Annotated in this window: 19 protein-coding genes; 10 read left to right on the top strand and 9 right to left on the bottom strand. The window is 29.6% G+C overall.

The features are described from left to right. Positions 1-18 precede the first annotated feature (18 nt). The 4 genes from DWQ18_09405 (at position 19) to DWQ18_09420 (ending at position 3,657) form a co-directional block, all read left to right on the top strand. Entirely contained in the window at positions 19-792 is a 774-nt protein-coding gene (locus tag DWQ18_09405) for a class I SAM-dependent methyltransferase (protein RDJ33466.1), read from the top strand. After that, positions 793-1,518 (top strand): cephalosporin hydroxylase, encoded by a 726-nt coding sequence (locus tag DWQ18_09410; GenBank protein RDJ33344.1) that lies wholly within the window; start codon positions 793-795, stop codon positions 1,516-1,518. A 3-nt stretch (positions 1,519-1,521) separates the two neighbouring features. Continuing rightward, entirely contained in the window at positions 1,522-2,646 is a 1,125-nt protein-coding gene (locus tag DWQ18_09415; GenBank protein RDJ33345.1) for a DegT/DnrJ/EryC1/StrS aminotransferase family protein, read from the top strand. A 99-nt stretch (positions 2,647-2,745) separates the two neighbouring features. Beyond that, complete coding sequence (locus DWQ18_09420) at positions 2,746-3,657, top strand: glycosyltransferase family 2 protein (GenBank protein ID RDJ33346.1); 912 nt, start codon at positions 2,746-2,748, stop codon at positions 3,655-3,657. On the opposite strand, the gene DWQ18_09425 is transcribed toward DWQ18_09420, so the two are convergent. After that, the gene (locus tag DWQ18_09425; protein ID RDJ33347.1) at positions 3,654-5,258 is read right to left on the bottom strand and encodes a hypothetical protein; all 1,605 of its coding nucleotides are present in this window, start codon (positions 5,256-5,258) and stop codon (positions 3,654-3,656) included. The genes DWQ18_09420 and DWQ18_09425 overlap by 4 nt on opposite strands. Before the next feature lie 147 nt (positions 5,259-5,405). Between DWQ18_09425 and DWQ18_09430 the strand changes: the two genes are divergently transcribed. Further along, entirely contained in the window at positions 5,406-6,179 is a 774-nt protein-coding gene (locus DWQ18_09430) for a class I SAM-dependent methyltransferase (GenBank protein ID RDJ33348.1), read from the top strand. Here the strand turns inward: DWQ18_09430 and DWQ18_09435 are convergent. Further along, positions 6,166-6,927: a macrocin O-methyltransferase gene (locus DWQ18_09435; protein ID RDJ33349.1), complete on the bottom strand. Its 762-nt coding sequence runs from the start codon at positions 6,925-6,927 to the stop codon at positions 6,166-6,168. The two genes, DWQ18_09430 and DWQ18_09435, sit on opposite strands and share 14 nt — an antisense overlap. Positions 6,928-7,064: 137 nt before the next feature. Between DWQ18_09435 and DWQ18_09440 the strand changes: the two genes are divergently transcribed. Continuing rightward, complete coding sequence (locus tag DWQ18_09440) at positions 7,065-8,024, top strand: pentapeptide repeat-containing protein (protein RDJ33350.1); 960 nt, start codon at positions 7,065-7,067, stop codon at positions 8,022-8,024. 51 nt (positions 8,025-8,075) lie between these two features. Further along, positions 8,076-9,029 carry a hypothetical protein gene (locus DWQ18_09445; protein ID RDJ33351.1) on the top strand — a complete coding sequence of 318 codons (954 nt, stop codon included), beginning with the start codon at positions 8,076-8,078 and terminating at the stop codon, positions 9,027-9,029. Between the two features lie 12 nt (positions 9,030-9,041). On the opposite strand, the gene DWQ18_09450 is transcribed toward DWQ18_09445, so the two are convergent. The 3 genes from DWQ18_09450 to DWQ18_09460 form a co-directional block, all read right to left on the bottom strand. Beyond that, complete coding sequence (locus DWQ18_09450) at positions 9,042-10,517, bottom strand: MBOAT family protein (protein ID RDJ33352.1); 1,476 nt, start codon at positions 10,515-10,517, stop codon at positions 9,042-9,044. Continuing rightward, positions 10,517-11,446 (bottom strand): hypothetical protein, encoded by a 930-nt coding sequence (locus DWQ18_09455; GenBank protein RDJ33353.1) that lies wholly within the window; start codon positions 11,444-11,446, stop codon positions 10,517-10,519. Before DWQ18_09455 ends, DWQ18_09450 begins: the two co-directional genes overlap by 1 nt. A 131-nt stretch (positions 11,447-11,577) precedes the next feature. Next, positions 11,578-12,069, bottom strand: a complete 492-nt coding sequence (locus tag DWQ18_09460) for a hypothetical protein (protein ID RDJ33354.1) — start codon at positions 12,067-12,069, stop codon at positions 11,578-11,580. Positions 12,070-12,190: 121 nt separating this feature from the next. Here DWQ18_09460 and DWQ18_09465 point away from each other — a divergent pair, with 121 nt between their 5' ends. Beyond that, positions 12,191-13,246, top strand: coding sequence for a glycosyltransferase (locus tag DWQ18_09465; GenBank protein RDJ33355.1), 1,056 nt, complete (start codon positions 12,191-12,193; stop codon positions 13,244-13,246). On the opposite strand, the gene DWQ18_09470 is transcribed toward DWQ18_09465, so the two are convergent. Continuing rightward, positions 13,247-14,290: a methyltransferase domain-containing protein gene (locus tag DWQ18_09470; protein RDJ33356.1), complete on the bottom strand. Its 1,044-nt coding sequence runs from the start codon at positions 14,288-14,290 to the stop codon at positions 13,247-13,249. Positions 14,291-14,418: 128 nt separating this feature from the next. Between DWQ18_09470 and DWQ18_09475 the strand changes: the two genes are divergently transcribed. After that, a complete protein-coding gene (locus tag DWQ18_09475; protein RDJ33357.1) occupies positions 14,419-15,471 on the top strand; it encodes a glycosyltransferase in 1,053 nt (350 codons plus the stop codon). 15 nt (positions 15,472-15,486) lie between these two features. On the opposite strand, the gene DWQ18_09480 is transcribed toward DWQ18_09475, so the two are convergent. Both DWQ18_09480 and DWQ18_09485 read right to left on the bottom strand, forming a co-directional pair. Beyond that, positions 15,487-16,698, bottom strand: coding sequence for an asparagine synthase (locus DWQ18_09480; GenBank protein RDJ33358.1), 1,212 nt, complete (start codon positions 16,696-16,698; stop codon positions 15,487-15,489). Continuing rightward, a complete protein-coding gene (locus tag DWQ18_09485; protein RDJ33467.1) occupies positions 16,695-18,077 on the bottom strand; it encodes a nucleotide sugar dehydrogenase in 1,383 nt (460 codons plus the stop codon). The genes DWQ18_09480 and DWQ18_09485 overlap by 4 nt, the downstream gene beginning before the upstream one ends. 112 nt (positions 18,078-18,189) lie before the next feature. Here DWQ18_09485 and DWQ18_09490 point away from each other — a divergent pair, with 112 nt between their 5' ends. After that, positions 18,190-19,095 (top strand): SDR family NAD(P)-dependent oxidoreductase, encoded by a 906-nt coding sequence (locus tag DWQ18_09490; GenBank protein ID RDJ33359.1) that lies wholly within the window; start codon positions 18,190-18,192, stop codon positions 19,093-19,095. Here DWQ18_09490 and DWQ18_09495 read toward each other — a convergent pair. After that, positions 19,092-20,042: a glycosyltransferase gene (locus DWQ18_09495; GenBank protein RDJ33360.1), complete on the bottom strand. Its 951-nt coding sequence runs from the start codon at positions 20,040-20,042 to the stop codon at positions 19,092-19,094. The genes DWQ18_09490 and DWQ18_09495 overlap by 4 nt on opposite strands. Between the last annotated feature and the right edge of the window lie 4 nt (positions 20,043-20,046).

Below are 20,046 nucleotides of genomic sequence, written 5' to 3' on the forward strand. Positions count from 1 at the left end.
ATGGAGAAAACAAATTACATGAGTAAAGATTCTGAAGAAAAATTTTCTATGCTAGATTTAAAAAATCAATCTAAAAATGATATAGAATTTTCAAAAAGAATGAATGAGTTTTTTAGTTCAAGTTTAGGAACAAATATGGATAAATTAAGAAATTTTCCAAAATTTGTTCCCAGACAGTCACTTAGTTTGTTTCTAGCAAAAAATTCTATTTTTAAAAATATTTTGAATATTCATGGTAATATTATAGAATGCGGGGTCTTTCTAGGCGGGGGATTGATGACTTGGGCTCAATTAAGCTCAATCTACGAACCAATTAATCATACAAGAAAAATTATTGGGTTCGATTCTTTTACAGGGTTTGAAAAAATACATCCAAAAGATGAGGTAGATGGTCCAGAATACATAAGACCTGGAGGTTTGGCAACCAATGCTTATGATGATTTAAAAAAATGTATAGAGATATATGATTTGAATAGACATATTTCTCATATTCCAAAAATAGAAATTATCAAGGGAAATGCAAATGAAACAATTCCAAAATTTATCGATGATAATCCTCATGAGGTTATAGCATTACTTTATTTGGATTTTGATTTATTTGAACCTACAAAAACCGCAATAGAAAAATTTCTTCCATTAATGCCAAAGGGAGCAATTATTGTATTTGATGAATTGAACCAAGCTATATGGCCTGGTGAAACACAGGCAATATTAGAAACAATTGGGCTAAGACATCTTAAAATACAGAGATTCCCATATACTCCAGCAATATCTTATGCAATATTAGATTAAATGATGACAAACAAAAAAACAAATAATAATTTAATTGAAAAAATGGGAAGTAACATAAAACTAAAAAAAATGGGAATGGATTTTATTAAGAATACTTCAGAGTATAGATATTCATATAATTTCTCTTGGTTGGGAATGAAAATAATCCAATTTCCACAAGATATGATAGCTGTACAAGAAATCATATGGAAAATTAAACCAGATTTAATTATTGAGACTGGTATAGCACATGGAGGTTCTTTAGTCTATTATGCATCTATTTTAGAAATGATCGGTAAAGGGCAAGTTGTAGGAATAGATGTTGATATAAGAAAGCATAATTTAAAAAAAATTCAATCACATGTATTAAAAAAAAGAATTAGATTGATTCAAGGTTCCTCAATCGATGAAGAAATTTTAAGAAAGGTTGATGAATACGCTGTAGGTAAAGAAAAAATCATGGTTTTATTAGATTCAGATCATTCTCATAAGCATGTTCTAAAAGAATTACAATTATATTCAAGATTTGTCACGAAAGGAAGCTACATAATAGTTTTTGATACAGCTATACAAGATATGCCAAATAATTTCTTTCCAGACCGACCATGGAATAAAAAAGATAATCCTAAAACGGCAGTATATGAATTTCTCAGAAATAACAAAAAGTTTGAAATTGATAAAAAAATAGAAAATAAATTACTGATTACTGTTTCGCCAGACGGTTATCTTAAATGCATTAGGGATTAATTGATGAATAGAATTCCAGTTTTTATCCCTGCGGTAGGGAAAGATACTAAAAAACACCTTAGTGATGCTCTAGATGCCGGATGGTTAGGAATGGGGGATTTAACAAAAAAGTTTGAAGATGAAATTAGTATATTTCTAGGATTAAAAAATCGTTTTGTGGTAACAACTAACACTGGAACATCAGCATTACACATTGGATTAAAGATAGCAGGAGTTGGTAAAGGAGATGAGGTAATCACTCCATCATTCAACTATGTTGCAGATCATCAATCAATCAAAATGACTGGAGCAGAGGTAGTTATGTGTGATATTTGTGATGACAATCTAGGAATAGATTGTAAAAAAGCAGAAGAATTAATCACAGAAAAAACTAAAGCAATAATTCCACTTCATTTTGCTGGAATTCCTTGTAACCAAAATGAGGTTTTTAAATTGGCAAAAAAATATGGATTGCGAGTAGTAGAGGATGCCATGCATGCAATGGGTTCTCATATTAACGGAAAAAAAATTGGAAGTTATGGAGATATTACATGTTTTAGTTTTGATCCAGTCAAAGTAATAACATCTATTGATGGCGGCTGCGTCATCATTAATAATAAAGAAGAATTGGAAAGAGCTCAACATTTAAGAATTCTGGGTGTCGATAAAGACACGATAAAACGTTACCAAAACAAACGTTCATGGGATTATGATGTTGTAGGTGAAGGTTATAGATATCATTTAACAAACATAATGGCAAGTGTAGGATTATCTCAAATTAAAAAAATTAATCAATTTATTCATAGTCGTCAAAGAGTTTGTCAGATGTATAATCAAGCATTTGATACAATTTCAGAATTAAAAATTCCAAAGTCAGATTTTTCCGAAATATCTCCTTTCATTTACACTTTACGTGTGTTAAATGATAATAGAGAAGGACTCATAAAACATTTAGATAGATTAGAAATAGATGTTGGAATTCATTTTATACCAGTTCATAAACATACCTATTTTGTAAATTCACGGTGCGGAGATATGACGACTACCGAAAAAGTTGTAAAAGAGGTTTTGACTCTGCCTTTACATTCAAACATGAAAAAAGAATATGTACAGCGAGTAATAGATGGGGTAACGAGTTATTTTAACTAAAGTTTTAAAGAGAATAAAAAAAGGAAAATAAATCATAAATTAATTATTAACAGAAGTTGTTGCAAGAGTTTATTATAATACCGTTAAGATTTTAAATTATTGGAAAGTAATGAAAAACCAATACCAAAAATTTGTATAGGTTTACCGGTATATAATGGTGAAAAATTTATTCGAAATGCTATAGATTCTTTGTTGGCACAAACATATACAAATTTTGAGATAATAATTTCGGATAATGGATCAAATGATAAAACAGAATTAATTTGTAAAGAATATGTAAAAAAAGATTGCCGTGTCAAATACAAACGTCATAAAAAGAACATGGGAGGAATTTGGAATTTTAATTATGTTTTGGAAGAAGCAAAGTCTGAGTATTTCATGTGGGCCGGAGTTGATGACGTATGGTCATCAAAATTTTTAGAAAAAAATATAGTGTTTTTAGAATCAAACAAAAAATATGTAGGAAGTATTGGAGAAGTCATAACATATAATTCCATTTCAAAGGAATTGATTTTTGAAAAAGAAAAATATGTTAAAGATAAGAATTTTGAACATGTTCATCCAATTATTGGAGATTATGGCAAAAAAGTAAATTTTATTCTAAAATTTTGTCGTGCATCATTAATTTATGGAATTTTTAACAGAAAAGTACTAAAAAATTCGTTTATAAAAAATTACTTTCCTACTTGGGATTTAGCAGTGATATTAAACATTGTAAAAAATGGAGATATTCAGGTCATACCAGATGTAGTACTCTATAGGTATGTCAGAGATAATCCATCTCCATCAAAAATTAAACGATTATTAGATCAAAATATTCCAATATTGAAAATAGTATTTTTTGAAGTTCCTTTTACTTATTGGTGTGCAAAAAATATTGGGAAAAAAAATTTTAGTAAAAATGTTCATTTATTTTTTGTGTTAAACATGAAAGCAGAATATACGATAATTCTAGAAGTGTTAAGAATGTGTAAAAGAATGGTGTCAGGAAAAAATAAGTTTTGGATTTAACAAGATTTTAAATATTTAGCGTCTATAATCGAAAGTTTGTTTGTATGATTTATTGTATGAATACCAACAATTTTTTCTGACCAAGGCAAAAATGATTTAATTTTTTTTTCTTTAAAATCATCTGGTGTTAAAACGTTGATTTCATTTAGTGATATACTTCCACCATAACTAATTGATGAGTTTTGAGATGGTCTTAAAATTTTATTTTGTGAAAAAAATATTTTTCCTGCAGAACGTGATTTTTGAATATCAGATACAACTGGATTAATAGGATGAGAAATGAAGTTATCTGATAGAATATCGTCTGAATAAAATAAAAAGAGATCATCCCAATTTTCAAGATATGGATTGGTTTTTACACTAGTAAAAATCCACCATTTGTTATCAAAAAATAGAGGCGTTGAGTCCACTGCATCAATATCTTTAATTAAATTTTTTTTAAATTTCCATTTTGATGGAAATTCAATACATTCGTAGAGGTCTATTGTTTTGTTTGAATGGGTTTCAGGAATCATGAATATTGAATTATCATATTCAAAGATATATGGATACGACATATGATACGATTCTTCTAGGATTCTTTTTGGTTCTGATATTACTTCATTCTCATCTATTGTAAGATAGGATATGTTACCTTTATCACCATAAATAAATTCTTCAAAAAATACAAAATAAGTATTATCTCTAAATAGTACAAATGGATCTGCCCAAAAACGGTCCTCTGGTGGACGAATTTCTTTGAATTTATGAAATTCAGTGGATAAAGAATTTCCAAAATTATACAGTAAAATCCATTGTTCAAGATTTTTAGAAATACTTTTGGCACGTGAATGCCGTTTCTTCATAATGCTAATCACTTCATAATAATCTTTGAAATGAGGAAAATTAATTTTAATTTCATTACTAAATTCAACATTATGGTTACTGAGCTGTTCAAAGCGAGATGGACCAAGGATATAAAAAATTTTAAGATTATTAAGAATTAGAGAGCAAGTTTTCCAATAAATCAAATTTTGAGTACGTTTAGGTGATAAAATATTTGTTCGAACATATGACTTATCTATAATTTGGCATCTTCCTGGCGGATAATAAAACAATAAAAGAGAATTCGTAACGTTTTGACATTTTAAAATCTCCCAAAATCCAAGAGGTTGATTAAGTTCATATGGATTAGGACCATGATGGATACTCCATAATCCATATTTAGACGCATTTGACAAATCAGATAATTTTTCTGATGACAGATTAATAATGAGATCAAGGTTTTCATCTTTTATTTTAGAGGTGGATGATGCAGAATTAATGTTGGTGATTTTTAATGATGGATCTATTTCTAATTTTTTTATTTTTTGTGAGTCATCTTCTCCAAGCTGACGATTCGATTCAATTTTTTCAAATATATTTTTGAAAATATTATCTATAAAGGTAAATTTGGGCGAAAAGTCATTTGTACCTGAAGATATTATTAAATTAGATATTGTTGCAAAATGAGACTTGTTTATTTCTTCTATGATATAATATTGCCAATGTGGGATTTCAATGTCTTTTACTATTATCCCAATTTTTAATATCGTATTTTCAAAATGATTCATGTTTGTCATGGCTAAGAAAATTCGGTAAAATTTAACCCTTTTAGAATTATTATTTACAAAAATTGTAAATCATATTTACTAGTAAAATATTCTACTATTATCAAAAGTTTTATTGATAAATAATGACAAAATTCAAACAAAGAAAATGTGAAAATAATGAAAAAATATGTTTATGAAGATCAAAATGAGCTAAATTGGCTTCATTATATTCGGGATATTGAACTTAGTACGATTTTGAGTTTTTTTCCTAAACAAAAAATTAAGATATTGGAATTAGGCGGAGGAGAGGGGTATTTAGCAAAACGAATCAATGAGATTGGACATGATATAACTTCCATAGACCTTAATCCACGGTTTCCTCAAGATTTTCCAGTGCAAAAAGCCAACGCTGAGAATCTAGATTTTTCAGAGGAGTCGTTTGATGTAGTTTTTTCCTCTCATGTGGTAGCTCACATAGCAGATCCAGAAAAAGTGTTTGATGAACTTAAACGGGTTTTAAAAAAGGATGGGATAATAATACATATTGTTCCATCACCTTGGTGGTCATTAATAACAAATTTTTGGCATTATTGTTTTATTCCAAAATATCTATTCAGATCTATTAAAAAAAGAATTTCCAAAGTACAAAGTGAAAATAGGGATACCAAACACCAAGTAGATGAAAAGAAAAAAACCATCAAAGATTTATTTGCAAATCCAATAGGAGTAAATCCAAGTTTTGTTCACGAATTAATTTATTTTAGAAAAAATTCATGGAAAATATTTTTTGATAAACATGGTTTTGAGATAATTGCTGTAAAAAAGTGTCCTCAATTATCATCAGGATACGGTGTGTTTAAGAATAAATTACTAAATCAACGAAAATTTATTGCTCAGAAATTTTTTTCTAGTTCATATTGTTTTGTTTTGAAAAAAGCTACTGCCTTATAGCGACTCTACCAGTTTCATCAATTCGGTTTAGCAGTATTGAAATATTATTTTCAGAAAAATATTCATCAACTGCTTTTCTGGCACCTTGCCAATATCCATAGTCATCAATTATTAACACCCCATTCTTTGTAAGACGAGGAAACAAATGAATCAATTCATGCTTTGTTGATTGATACCAATCAGTATCCAAACGAAGTAATGAAATTTTGTTAGGTGCGTTAGATGGTATTGTATCCTCAACTTTTCCTTTTATAAGATGAAATTTTTCTTGAGGATATTTAGTACTAAAAATTGCTCTTTTTACATCATCAAGGGTTGCACGACACCATTCTGAACTATCTTGGCTAATTTTGGTTTTTTCAAATTCTTTAGATGCTGGAACTTCAGAAAATGAGATATCATCACTAGAAGGTTCTGGCATTCCCTCAAAAGTATCAAATAGGTAAAGATCTTTTTCAATTTTGTTCAGATTCAAAAGTGTTTTTGCTACGGTCATCATTGATCCTCCTTTCCAAACTCCACATTCTACAATGTCACCTGGAATTTTATTGTTAACAATGTATTTGACAGATTCGATTAAAGTAAAAATCCGTTCGTTACTTGTCATAGTATAAGGACGTACTAATTTGATTATTGAAACATGCTCTTCATTAAAGTCTGGAGGAAACTCGCTAGCTTTTCCTTGAATTATATCATAACCAGCACTCTGTGCAACTTTTCTTACAGATTTTTTTATTAAATTTTTCATTATTGATAACTTGAATTAGCATAGACCTAATTATAGTTTATATCAAATGATTTTATCATCGTCTAATAAAATACTAGAATTAATTCTCGAATAACAAATAATGTTTTTATTTAATTGAATTTTCTACTAAGCGATTCTTGTTAAAAAAAATCTTCTTTGTGATTCTCATAGTCACAGCATTGATCGTAGTATCTATTCTTATAGATTCTAAAGACAATTCATATGAAATTACATATAATCCAACTTTAGATTCAATTCCAGAGAAATGTAGCTCACTGTATGATAATGATGGTGATAGAATTCCTGAGGTTTTAATTCTTCAGCCAAATGTAGATCTATCATTTTGTTTATTGGATAATAAGAATTTATCAAATATGGATCTAAACAACGGAAAATTTGTAAGCATTAATCTTGCAGGGTCAAATTTATCTAATTCAAATTTTAGCAACTCAGATTTTTCAGGATTAAATCCATATGGATTAAAATTAATTTCAGGGATTACTGGGCCAAATTTAAAAGGTGTTGAATTTAAAAAAGAGGATATCTTTAGAACAAATTTAATTGAAACAAATTTTAGTCATAGTAATCTTTCAAATGCAAACTTATCTTATGCTAATTTAACTAAATCTGATCTTTCATATGCTGATTTGAGTAATTCAGTTATTTTTTATTCTGATTTACATAATGTGAATTTAACAGGTGCAATTATTGTTGACACTGATTTTTCTGGATCAGATTTAGTAAACATAGATTTCAAGGATGTTGATTTAAAAAATGGAAATTTTTTTGGAGTTACATTTAGCGAGGTTAATTTTAAAAATGCAAATTTACAGAAGGTAAATTTTTCAAATGCATATTTAGTAAATTTAGATTTTTCTAATGCTAATCTCAGTAATGCTGATTTATCGGGAGCTGATCTTTCGGGTGCAATATTGTCAAATTCGGATCTATCAGATACTAATCTGATAGGAGCATACTTCAGAGGAACAAATTTAGAAAATGTAATAGTGTCTCCACAAACTAAAACAGATTATTGTTTTAACTCAGATTTTTTCAATAGAGTACTTTGTAAAATTTATAGAATCATTGAAAAATAAAAATATGATATAAATTTAAAAAGAAAATCCCAAAGTATAATTCTGGTGACTATGTCATTAATTTATTCAATGCTCTGGAAAATAATGATTATTTTTCTATTATTGGTTTTTTCATTTATGATAGTACTATATTCAATGGAACCAAGATTGATAGAAAGAGGACTATATCGAATTGGTATTCAGGAGAATATTTGTGAACCGTTAGATAAATCAAAAATTAAAGAAATTCCTAAGAAAATTGCTATTGTGGCAGACATCGGGACAACAGAAAATGGATTTAACACACTGGAAAATATGAAATCGATAAATCCAGAATTATTTTTATTTGTTGGAGATTTGAGTTATGAAACACCTGATCATTGGTTTAATCAAACAGGACTTATTAAAAAAGAAAAAATTAAAATTGCATTTGCTGATGAAGAGATTTCAGATAAGCAAGTTTATCTAGAGTATTATAATTTAGAAAATGTTTTTTATTCTTTTGAACTAGACTCTGTTCAATTTATTGTACTTACAATGGAGGAACCATATAATCAAAACTCCTCACAATATAATTTTCTAGTTAGTACTCTTAACCAGACAATAAATAATGAAATTCTTGAATGGAAAATAGTATTACTCCATGCACCAATATATTCTAGTAATACAGAAATTTCTCATTTGAGAGATGAACTACAACCTGTTTTTGATAAGTTTGATGTAGACCTTGTAATTCATGGAGATGTACATGGATATGAAAGAACTTTTCCACTACTGTTTGATGAAAAAATAACTGATTTCTCAAAGTGTACTTTTGATGATCCGAAAGGAGAAATATTTATCACAGTAGGGACTGGCGGTCATAGTCACTCTCCATTCATAGAAAAGAAGGAATGGTCAATAATTCAGAATGATAATGACTATGGATTTTTAAGCATTGGGTTATACAAAAATGAAAAAACTTTGATTGGAGAGTTTATTTCAAATAACGGCAACATAGTAGACTCATTTCAAATTAGAAAATAATTCTAAATTAATTCAAATTCTGAAATAAATGAAATCTTCAGAATTACCATCAAAGAAGAAAACTATGGTTAGTAAAATTACAAAAATCATTATTGTCCAATGCAGGTGTTTTAACTTTGAAAAATACTCTATCATATTCGGTTTTTTATATGAAATATAATGTAGAACTATAAATAATGATATTAAAGCAATTGGAAGTTTATGATTCAATACAAATGGAATAATTTCATTAATTTGAATATCTACAAGAATAAATTTTTCCATGGAATATAACATGTCATTAGTATCGGATACTCGGAATGGTATCCATGCAAAAAATACTAAAATTTGAGTACCTAAAATAGCACCGATTTTTCCAATTTTCGATTTGAAGAATTTGTTGTTTCTAAGAAGTGGGAATTTTTTTCGCAATATGGTATCTATTGAAACATAAAGTCCATGTAAAATCCCAAATAAAATAAAATTCCATCCTGCCCCATGCCATATTCCTAATATAAAAAAAGACAAAATCAGGGAGAAAAAAATTACTCCTGTAGAATTTCTCCTATGAAACACTAGTGGGTAGTAGACATAATCCCGTACCCAAGTAGATAATGATATGTGCCACCTTCTCCAGAAATCAGATGGAGACGTAGCAAAATATGGCTTGTTAAAATTTATTGGAAGTTTAAATCCTAGAATCAGAGCAGCGCCTATTGCAATGTCAGTATATCCTGAAAAATCCCCATAGATTTGAATTCCAAATCCTATTGTTCCCATAATTATTGCAAATGAATCAAGACCAACTGGATTTGCAAAGATTTCATTTACAAATGGAGCAATGTTATCCGCAAAGAACATCTTTTTGAGAAATCCAAATGCCATCAGAGTTGTTCCTAACTTGAGATTTGAATTGTTGATGATAATTTGACGTAATCTTTCACCAGTCTCAAAATTTTCAATCTTTTCTCGTAATTGTGGTAGGAAATCTTTTGCCCTGACAATAGGTCCTGCCACAAGCTGAGGGAAAAAGGACACAAACAAAGCAAACTCCCAGAATGATTTTGATGGTGTTAGATTTCCACGATAAATATCAACAGAATAGCTTATGGTTTGAAATGTGTAAAATGAGATGCCTATGGGCCATACTAAATTCAGCAGAGGAATCTCATTAGACAGATTAAAGTAATTACCCATTATATTAAATTGCAAGATTGCAAAATCAGCATATTTAAAAAATCCTAATAATCCTAGATTTCCTGCTAGGCTAATTATAAGAAGAATTTTCTTTCTTGAAACATTAGATGTTTTCCATATTGCTTTTCCAACATAAAAGTCAAGTAATGTAGAAGCAATTAAGATAGTAATAAGATAGTTACTCGAATAATAAAAGAAAAATAAACTTACTCCTAAAAGAAAAAAATGATGAAACTGACGATTTTTAATTATACTTATTGTGGTTAAAACCACAACAAAAAATAACACAAATTCAAGTGTAGTAAATAACATTACTCTTGAATCTCCTGTATTATCATATTTGCAATATCTTGGCTTACGATTATTGCATTTTTATTATATGAAATATGTGTTGGATTCATCCATATTGAAAGCTCTTCATATTTCTCAGTAAAATCATAAACATCTACATTAAACTCATTTGATATTTCATCGAGAATCATATTAAATGTGGTAATTTCATTTTTATCTATTAAATTCAAGTAGTGATGATTTAACGGAGTGGTAAAAATTACTACTTTGACATTGTTATCTTGAAGTTTTTGAATGATATTTTTGAATACATTTACTTGATTGTTATGAGTAGGATCCCCAATTTTGTATTCATCAATTGTAATTAGAGCATCATCTCTTAACAGAGATTCTTCGTTAGAAATTAGAGTTTGAGGCCTCTCATACCAGAAAAAAGGAGCATAAGCATCATACATTTTATCATCTATACTCATGGAAGGAATATCTAGAAAACTTCTAATTATCTGGAGAGTATTAAATTTTGGATTGATAGATTCAAAACCAAATTTTTCTGGCGACAAAATTTCAGAAAATCCATTCTGAAAATTAAGGATTATGTTTTGATTAGATTCAGAATTTTGTTTAAATTCTCTATGAGATATACCGTAAAAAACTATTGTCGGATTAAATTCCAATATTTTATCTAAGTATGGTTCTCTACGTTGAGGATTATCTTTGAAATGAGCTAGATTATACACTTCATAATTAGAAAACCTGCTAGAGATTTCTTCATTGATAAAAGTAGAATTTAATTGACCTACATGACTAGTACCAATTATAAAAACTAGATTATGGTTTTCTGGAAATTTTTTAGAATAAAACGGATGGTTTTGTTCATTTACAGAAGTTGGATCATTAACAATATATTGTAAAAAAAACATTAATGAAAAAACAATTATGAAAACGATCAATAAAGAAATTGCTATTTTAGTATTCAATTAAAATTTATGTCTTTATTTGATAATAAATTGTTGTGCATATTTACCTTTGACAAAGAAGGTGAAGTATTTTGGAGAGTTTTTACAATGTTATCCTGAAAGCATTATTTAACTAACTTTTTCATATAGTCTAAATCCAATTTATTATCAAGTGAACGAGATTTCAGGAACTCATCTATTTCTTTTTTCTTTTCGAGTATATTTTTTATTTCTGCTTCTGATAACTTTTCATTATTTGACAACTTCAAAATTAATTCCAGTAAGGTGATATTCAATCCCAAGGTCATTTCAGCATTTGAAAGCATACGTCTAGCATAGGGATTGCTTTCCCAAGAAACGGTAGCTTCGGCCTTAAAGGCAGATGTTCTTTTATAATGAGCATATCCTATTGCTACCAATAAAGGAACACCTATTCCCGCTACTGCTAAAATATAGGATTCAAAAGTAGGGAAAAATTGTTGCAAAATAGGATAATTCTCGATTGCCAAATAATATGTGACTGTAAGTGTATTGATTGCTGCAAAAATAAAGGCAAAGTAAACACTCCAACCTTGCCTAAAATAAAACCAAAATCTAAAACCTAAATTTCTAGCCAATGTTTGTATCCACTTCCATATTTCAAATCACAAACTAGCTAAATATAGTTTAATTGTGAAATTATATTATTGTTAATTAAAAATTAAAAGACTTTAAGATAGTAAAAAACGTTTTATTTTTATGAGGGTATTAATTGCGGCCGATAAATCTAGGTTTTTTGATCTTAGACAATTTGGCAATGAATTACTCAGAAATGAGATTGATTACAAGATTGTTGATGATCTTGAAATTTATGATGATTCAATTTCTGGAAAGAAGTTTTTAAGATGGTTTAAGACACCGAAAAAGTTTACTGAAATAATCAATGAGTATAAACCAGATTTTGTTTTCACAGAACGTGTAAGTCATTTTTCATCACTTGTCATAGATTCCGATATACCACTTTTGATTTTTTTAAGAGGAGATTATTGGAGTGAAAGTAAGATATCAAAACAAACATTGAATAAAACCCCAAATAAAAAACTAGAAATCATAATAAAGGATCAAATTGCCAAAAAATGTTTTGAAAGATCTACTATGATTCTACCTATTTGTAAGCATTTGAATGATATTGTAAAAATTAAATATCCTAGAAAAAAAACCAAAATTCTTTATCAAGGGATTGAATCAAAAGATTGGTTTCCAACAAATAGCTCTTTTTTAAAACATCCTTGTGTAGGGTTGTTACAAAATGCAAATATTTGGGGTAAAACAAAAGAGATGCTAACTCTGAAAAATGTTTTAGAGGAATTACCTCATGTAACATTTTACTGGGCAGGAGATGGACCATACAAAGATGAAGTGTTATCAGTGTTAGGAAAATATGATAACTTCAAATGGCTTGGATCATTGGAATATCCAGATAAGGTAAGAGATTTTCTAGATGAAATTGATATTTATTTACTAGTAACGGGATTAGATATGTTTCCGCATTCAATTCAAGAAGCATCGCTAATGAAAAAACCAATCATTGCTACAAACATAGGTGGAATTTCTGAAATTATTCAAAATGACAAATCAGGATTTCTAGTTAGTAACAATCCTGAAGAAATTCGAAAGAAAATAACAATACTTTTACAAGAAAAAGATAAATCTTCAGAAATGGCTTGTTCGGCTTATCATTATGTGAAAAAAAATTTTAGTTGGGAAAAGATTGCAAAAGAATTTTCAGAAACGTTAAAAAATTTAAAAAATTAATTATTTTTTTCCTGTAACGCTTATTCCGCTCTCAATTTCTTTAAAGTGATTAATTCTAATTTTTGTATCTTTAAACCATTTTTTAACTTCGTTTGGGGTGTGGCGAAAAGCAAATTTGGGATAATACCAATCAAAGTTCACACCAACACTTCTTTCAAAATCGTCATTTTCATCCCAAAAGCATTTTAAAAAATGCCAGTAAACAAATCTCTGTACATCATAGGTTCCAGCCTTGACTCCAAGGAGTGGAATGTTACGTGGTATAGTAATTTTCTTTTTTAGTTTTGATAGACTTTTTCCCAGAACAGCCATGTCTTTTGAAAATTCCACGCACTCAGAAATAGACATTTTAACAGTTTTTTTTCTTATGAAATCATCTACGTATTCCCTTACAGGTGCTTTTTTATTGTAAACATAAATGGAGATATGACCATCTTTTTGAAGAAATTTGGTAAGATACTTGAATGATGTGGCAGTGTTTTTTGTGTGATGTAAGACTTGATCTGAATAAACATAGTCAAAAAACTTTTTTGCAAAAGGTAATTGCCTAAGATCAGCCTGTAGGAAATGAATATTTTTAATATTTCCATATTTTTTATACGCAAAATCTATGCTTTCACTTGCATCAAGTGCAAAAACTTGGGCATTAGGATTTGCAGATAATAGTTTTGCGCTGTTTCCAATTCCGGTACCGGCATCTAAAATTTTATTTTTTGTTTTTAAAAATTTTGTAAAATTTCCAAGAGTTTTCCAACCAAATCTTTCCAGAAACCATTTTTGTTGGAATAATATCCAGTCTTTTGCTTGATGATTTTTATGGTGAGTCCTCCATTTTGCAGAAAAAGCTTCTTCAGTTCTTACAAAATCCTTAGTTTGATCAGTAACAAATCTGGGAATTCCACCTTTTATGATAAAATCCTCATTACAGTGAGTACAAAGAATTTTTCCTGAGATAATTTCATCCTTAATTTTTTTATGAATTTTTATCGTAGTTGGTCTACGGCAAGTTGGACAAACAAGATATTGGATGAGTGACATTTTCATAATCTAAATGAAAAAAATCAGGCCCATAAAAACTAGTAGGAATTAATTTTACACATTAACTCAATAAAAAATAATCAAAATCACAATAGTACTTAAAACAGGGAGTAAATCATTCAGGTTATTCAAAATTGAAGATACTTATTGGCGGAGCAAGTTCAAAGTTCTTTCATCTTAAAGAATTTGGAGATGAGTTAGTAAAACACAATATAGAGTATAGACTAGTCACAGATTCTGAAATTTATGATGGTTATCCAAGTAGAAAGTTTTCTCACTGGTTTCAAACAAGAAAAAAATTCAAAAATCTTGTAGCAGATTTTAAACCAGATGCAGTATTTATTGATAGGCAGCGACATTTTGGTATCGCAGTTGTTAAAGAGAACATACCATTGTTGGTACATCTTCGCGGGGATTTTTGGAAGGAGATGGATTGGGCAAGTCAAACATTATACAAGTCGTTCCCAAAGAATCTAGCATTACATCAATGGAAGAAGATTGCACATGAGTGTTTTACAAATTCATCGCTAATTTTACCAATTTGCAAGCATCTTGAGAATAGAGTAAAAGAATACTATCCACAAAAAGATACAGCAGTATTTTATCAAGGGATTAATTCAGCAAGATGGTATCAAGAAAAAGGACTTGAACTAAAGCACCCATGTGTAGGATTACTTCAAGGAGCAGTGATCTGGGGTAAAACAAAAGAGATGCTAACTCTGAAAAATGTTTTAGAGGAATTACCTCATGTAACATTTTACTGGGCAGGAGATGGACCATACAAAGATGAAGTGTTATCAGTGTTAGGAAAATATGATAACTTCAAATGGCTTGGATCATTGGATTATCCAGATAAAGTAAGACAATTTTTAACAGAGATTGATATTTACGCATTAATCAGCGGAATAGACATGTCTCCTTTGACATTATTAGAAGCTCAGCTAATGACAAAACCAGTCATTGCAACCAATGTTGGAGGCATACCAGAGTTGATGAATGATAGTCATACTGGATTTTTAATTAACAAAGGAAGTAGCAAAGACATAATTGATAAAATTTCTATCTTCTTAAACGACCAAAAAACTTCCATGAAAATGGGACAAAGTGGAAAAAAGTTTGTAGAAGAAAAATTTTCTTGGGATAAAATTACGCGTGACTTTATTGATAATGTCAAAAAAGTAATTTAAAAAAGCACTATAGAATCATAGTGTTATTGAATCATCAATTTCTTTGCTGATAAATAACTGATACCAAATTTCTAAAGCTAGTAATCCTAAAAATTTATTCACGTATCGCGTATCTAAATTGTCCCGATCAATATGTTTTTGAATCCATTCTTTGTTAATCAATTTTGATTTAACAATGTTTGAATTAATGAGATAGGATTTGCATAATTCATGTCCAATAGATTTCCAAAGATTGGAGGTATTGACTGAGAATCCCAGTTTTTCATTAGAGATTAGATGTTCAACTCCATGTTTTTTTAGTAAATTTCTCAGTGGGATTTTTCCAATATTGTTTTGGAAATCATATTTTTTGTTTTGATGTATTTTACAGGCATAATGGGTTAACTTAGGAGATAAGATAGGAGTAACCGATGTTATTCCGAAATGATTGTTAATTTTACTATTTATCGGACTAAAATTATAAAGTAATTTTCCGTTATAGTCTGCTAAAAATACCTGCGTCAGTTCTGGAAGTGAGTTATCAAACCAGTGTGACAGTTTAGTGTGAATCTTACCCCATGAAAATGGAATATTTTGACCAAATAGGGATTCTTGGTCTGGTACATGATCTCTTTCATGACATTGTAAATATGCAGTACTTTTTTCAATTGGAGTGGAACTTGAATTAATCAAAGAGAGGTATTTTTTATATCTAAAAGTATAACCCCCAAATAACTCATCTCCTCCATCACCAGAAGCCAAAATTTTGGAAAAAGTTTGTGCTTCTTTTACAACATAATACCAATGTAAATCCCAAAAGGGTTGTTTAATGATGGATATAGCTTTTGGTAATTCTTCAAGATAATTTTTGAGAAAAATGACTTTATGATCAACGCCAAAGTGTTCAGTAATTTTACTTGCTTGAATAGTTTCATCTGTACTATCCGCAAACTTTATTGAAAATGCAGTAATTTCCCAATCCGGTAAAAATTTTTTTAGATACAATAGTGTCAGGGTGGAGTCAATACCACCACTAAGAGCAATTGAGATTTTTTTTTCTTTATTATTTGATAATGTGCTATGCAAATACTCTTTGATGATTTTTTCAATTTGTTCATCAGAATAATTTTCACTAGGGAGAAAATCCTTCCAGGAGAGTTTTGGTAATTTTGGAGAATGGTTTGAATCATAACGAAGTGAAAGAATTTCTATGATTGATTGAGGCGATATTTCCAATGAATTCCTTATCCTCTACCTACTCCTTTGAAGATTAAACCAACTTTTTCGACTTCTTTTGGTTCAAAAACACCTCTAGAATCAATCAGTAAAGGATTTTTCATTCTTGATTTCAAAAAGCCAGGATCAATGTTTAGAAATTCATTATGAGCTGTAAGTAAGACTAAACAATCAATATCGGAAAGAATTTCTGCAAAATTATTTTCCACCATAATATCATATACAGTAGAATTTGAAAAATATGGATCGTAAATCTTGATTTTTGCTCCTTTTTTCTTTAATTCATCAATAACAATTTTTGCAGGAGATAGTTGAAGATCTTTTACATTGGGTTTATACGAAACTCCTAGAATTAGAATAGAGCTTTCCTTTAATCCAATGTTTGCATCTGAGAATGCTTGTGTTATCAAATCTACCACGTGAAATGGCATTTTTTCATTAATTTTTCTTCCAGCTTTAACAATACTAAGTTCATTTAGGCCTGCAGCTGTCGAAGAATTCAGTAATTGGTATGAATTTACTGGGAGGCATGGACCCCCTACACCAGCTCCAGGATAATGCACTTGAAAATTATATTTTGTTTTAGCAGCCTCTAACACTGTCATTGTATCTATTCCGAGTTTTTCAAAGAGTAATGCTAATTCATTTATGAATGCAATATTAATATCCCTAAAAACATTTGTGGTAAGTTTTACAGCATTAGCTGTTTTGCAATTGGGCATTGGAATCAAATCTACGGGAAAAACATGTTTGTATAATTCTATAATTATGCGCTGAGTTTTCTCATTAATTGCACCAACCAATCTAGGTAATTTCGAAAAATCTATTGCAATCTCTCCTGGATTGGCTGTTTCAGGACATACGCCGATAGAAAAATTTACTCCTACCTTCAATCGATTATCATCTCCTTCAATTATTTTGATTAATTCATTTTCAATAAAACCAGGTTCAATGGTGCTTTCTACTATTACTAGAGTGCCATCAGCCAATAATTTGTTAAGTTGTTTTCCAACAATTCTCAATGCAGAATAATCAGGAACATTAGTTTCATCCATGGGAGTGGGTAATGAGAGAAGAATTACATCAGAGGCAGGAACAGCTCTCTCAATATCATTTGTAGCTTGAAATTTTTTATTTTTTGTTACATTTTCAAAAATTACGTCATATTCAGGTTCATCTTTTAATGGGTAGATGCCTGAATTTATTTTATCGATTAACTCAGAGTTAATATCCACTCCAACAGTCATTAAACCAGATTTTGCAAATGATAGCGCAGTGGGTAATCCAATCCTACCAATACCGATAACACATACTGTGATTTTATCTTCATTGATTTTTTTTATTATTTCGTTTATCTCCAAATTCAGGATTTTGTTATTATTTTCAGACATTTCCATTTCCTAAGAGTTTAATTGATTTGAAGCAAATTTGGTACTTTATTTAATTTTGGATTATTAAGAATTTTTTATTAAAACTTAAAGATATGACAGAACTAGCATCCGCATGAGATTTGTTGTTACAGGAGGAGCGGGTTTTATCGGAAGTCATATCGTTAAAAATTTGCTCAAAAGTGGTCATGAAGTATCTGTTATTGATAACATGCATACAGGAAGAAAGGAAAATATCAGTTCAATTCTTGATAACATAAATTTTTACGAATATGACATAAGAGATTATGAAAAAATTGAATCGGTCTTGAGTAGCTGTGACGGGATTTTTCATGAAGCTGCTTTAACAGTTGTACAGGAATCTTTCATAAAACAGAAAGATTATCATGAGGTAAATGTTGTTGGTACAAGAAATATTTTTGAAATTTCAAAAAAATATGATTTAAAAGTGATCTTTGCTTCTAGTTCAAGCATATATGGTAATGCATTAAAAATTCCAATAAATGAAGATGCTCCACGTATGCCAATTAATCCATATGGACAAACAAAATTGGATGATGAAAAACTTGCTCAACAATTCAATATTGATGGAGGAAAAATCATTGGATTAAGATACTTTAATGTTTTTGGTAAGGGACAAACTGGTTCATATGCAGGCGTCATCACTAAATTCATGAACAATCTAAATGAAAAATTAGATCTTGTAATTAATGGAGATGGAACTCAAGTCAGAGATTTTGTTCATGTAGAAGATGTTGCAAAAGCAAATCTATTAGCTATGGAGAGTAGTATTAGCAAAGGATTCTTTAACATTGGTACTGGTGTAAAAACTTCAATTACTGAATTGGCAAAAATGATGATTGATATTTGGAATTCATCTTCAGGGATAAAATTTGCCAAAGCCCTAGAAGGAGATGTAAAAATTAGTCAAGCAGATATTAAATTGACTCAAAAAACCCTAGGTTGGAAATATAACATGAGCTTAAGAGAAGGATTAAAAAATCTCAAAAAGCAAGGTTAGTTTTTCAAAAGATTTTTGTAAAAATTAAGATATTTGTCCAACAGTACATCCCAAGTAAAATTCTTGATGATATACTCATATGCATGATCTGAAAAGAAGTTTGCCTTATCCTGATTTTTTAAGAGATCGTTTATTGCTTCAAGTAATTTTGTTGGTGAATTGGGCGGTACTAAGATTCCAGTTTTGGAATTCTCAATAATTTCTGGAACACCTCCTACTTCAGTACTTACTACAGGAATTTTTAAAAAAAAGGCTTCTTTGATTACCTGAGGAATACTTTCTATTCTAGAAGGAATGACCAACATTCTGGATTTGCAGAGTTGTGTCATAGCCTCGTTCCAAGAGACGTTTGTACAATATACAACATCAGCATTAATTTTTGGTTCGATCTCTTTTAAGATATCAATTCCTTTTTCATAGCTGTCTCTGCCAATATAGATAATTTGATTTAATTTCTGTGATGCCTTTGGTATATCATCGAATTTTTTTGTATCTAATGGGGCTGGAAGATATTCAAAGTTAATTTTTAATTTTTCTCGATATGAATGTTGTACAGTTTTGGAGTCGGTAGTTAATACATCTGCCAATGCAAGTGCTTTTTTTTCTCCTATTTTTGCCAATGTGCCAGTGGGTGATGAGTGTATCATGGAAACTTGTTCAGAGTAAACTCCATGTACCGAAAGAACTTTTTTCCTGGCATTAACTTGTTTCATAACAAATGCAGAAGGAATATTCCACGCATGAACTATATCGTATTTTTCTTTGGCAAATTTTGCTTTTAGTGTACCAAATAATGTAAATGATGGATTCTTCAGTTTTTTTATTGGTATATGTGGTACATCCATTAGATCTACTTCAATATCATTTTCACGTAATTTCTCAGCAACTCTTTTTGCATGTCCTCCAATTCCACCCTTGTAGGTAGGAGCAATATACAGGATTTTCATTTAC

This window comes from Thermoproteota archaeon, assembly GCA_003352285.1.
GTDB lineage: Archaea > Thermoproteota > Nitrososphaeria > Nitrososphaerales > Nitrosopumilaceae > PXYB01.

What these genes read in the sequence shown, in the direction of transcription:
- DWQ18_09405 (RDJ33466.1), top strand. Translation starts at nt 19, where the DNA reads ATGAGTAAAGATTCTGAAGAAAAATTTTCTATGCTAGATTTAAAAAAT.
- DWQ18_09410 (RDJ33344.1), top strand. Translation starts at nt 793, where the DNA reads ATGATGACAAACAAAAAAACAAATAATAATTTAATTGAAAAAATGGGA.
- DWQ18_09415 (RDJ33345.1), top strand. Translation starts at nt 1,522, where the DNA reads ATGAATAGAATTCCAGTTTTTATCCCTGCGGTAGGGAAAGATACTAAA.
- DWQ18_09425 (RDJ33347.1), bottom strand. Translation starts at nt 5,258, where the DNA reads ATGACAAACATGAATCATTTTGAAAATACGATATTAAAAATTGGGATA.
- DWQ18_09430 (RDJ33348.1), top strand. Translation starts at nt 5,406, where the DNA reads ATGAAAAAATATGTTTATGAAGATCAAAATGAGCTAAATTGGCTTCAT.
- DWQ18_09435 (RDJ33349.1), bottom strand. Translation starts at nt 6,927, where the DNA reads ATGAAAAATTTAATAAAAAAATCTGTAAGAAAAGTTGCACAGAGTGCT.
- DWQ18_09445 (RDJ33351.1), top strand. Translation starts at nt 8,076, where the DNA reads ATGTCATTAATTTATTCAATGCTCTGGAAAATAATGATTATTTTTCTA.
- DWQ18_09450 (RDJ33352.1), bottom strand. Translation starts at nt 10,517, where the DNA reads ATGTTATTTACTACACTTGAATTTGTGTTATTTTTTGTTGTGGTTTTA.
- DWQ18_09465 (RDJ33355.1), top strand. Translation starts at nt 12,191, where the DNA reads ATGAGGGTATTAATTGCGGCCGATAAATCTAGGTTTTTTGATCTTAGA.
- DWQ18_09470 (RDJ33356.1), bottom strand. Translation starts at nt 14,290, where the DNA reads ATGAAAATGTCACTCATCCAATATCTTGTTTGTCCAACTTGCCGTAGA.
- DWQ18_09485 (RDJ33467.1), bottom strand. Translation starts at nt 18,077, where the DNA reads ATGTCTGAAAATAATAACAAAATCCTGAATTTGGAGATAAACGAAATA.
- DWQ18_09490 (RDJ33359.1), top strand. Translation starts at nt 18,190, where the DNA reads ATGAGATTTGTTGTTACAGGAGGAGCGGGTTTTATCGGAAGTCATATC.
- DWQ18_09495 (RDJ33360.1), bottom strand. Translation starts at nt 20,042, where the DNA reads ATGAAAATCCTGTATATTGCTCCTACCTACAAGGGTGGAATTGGAGGA.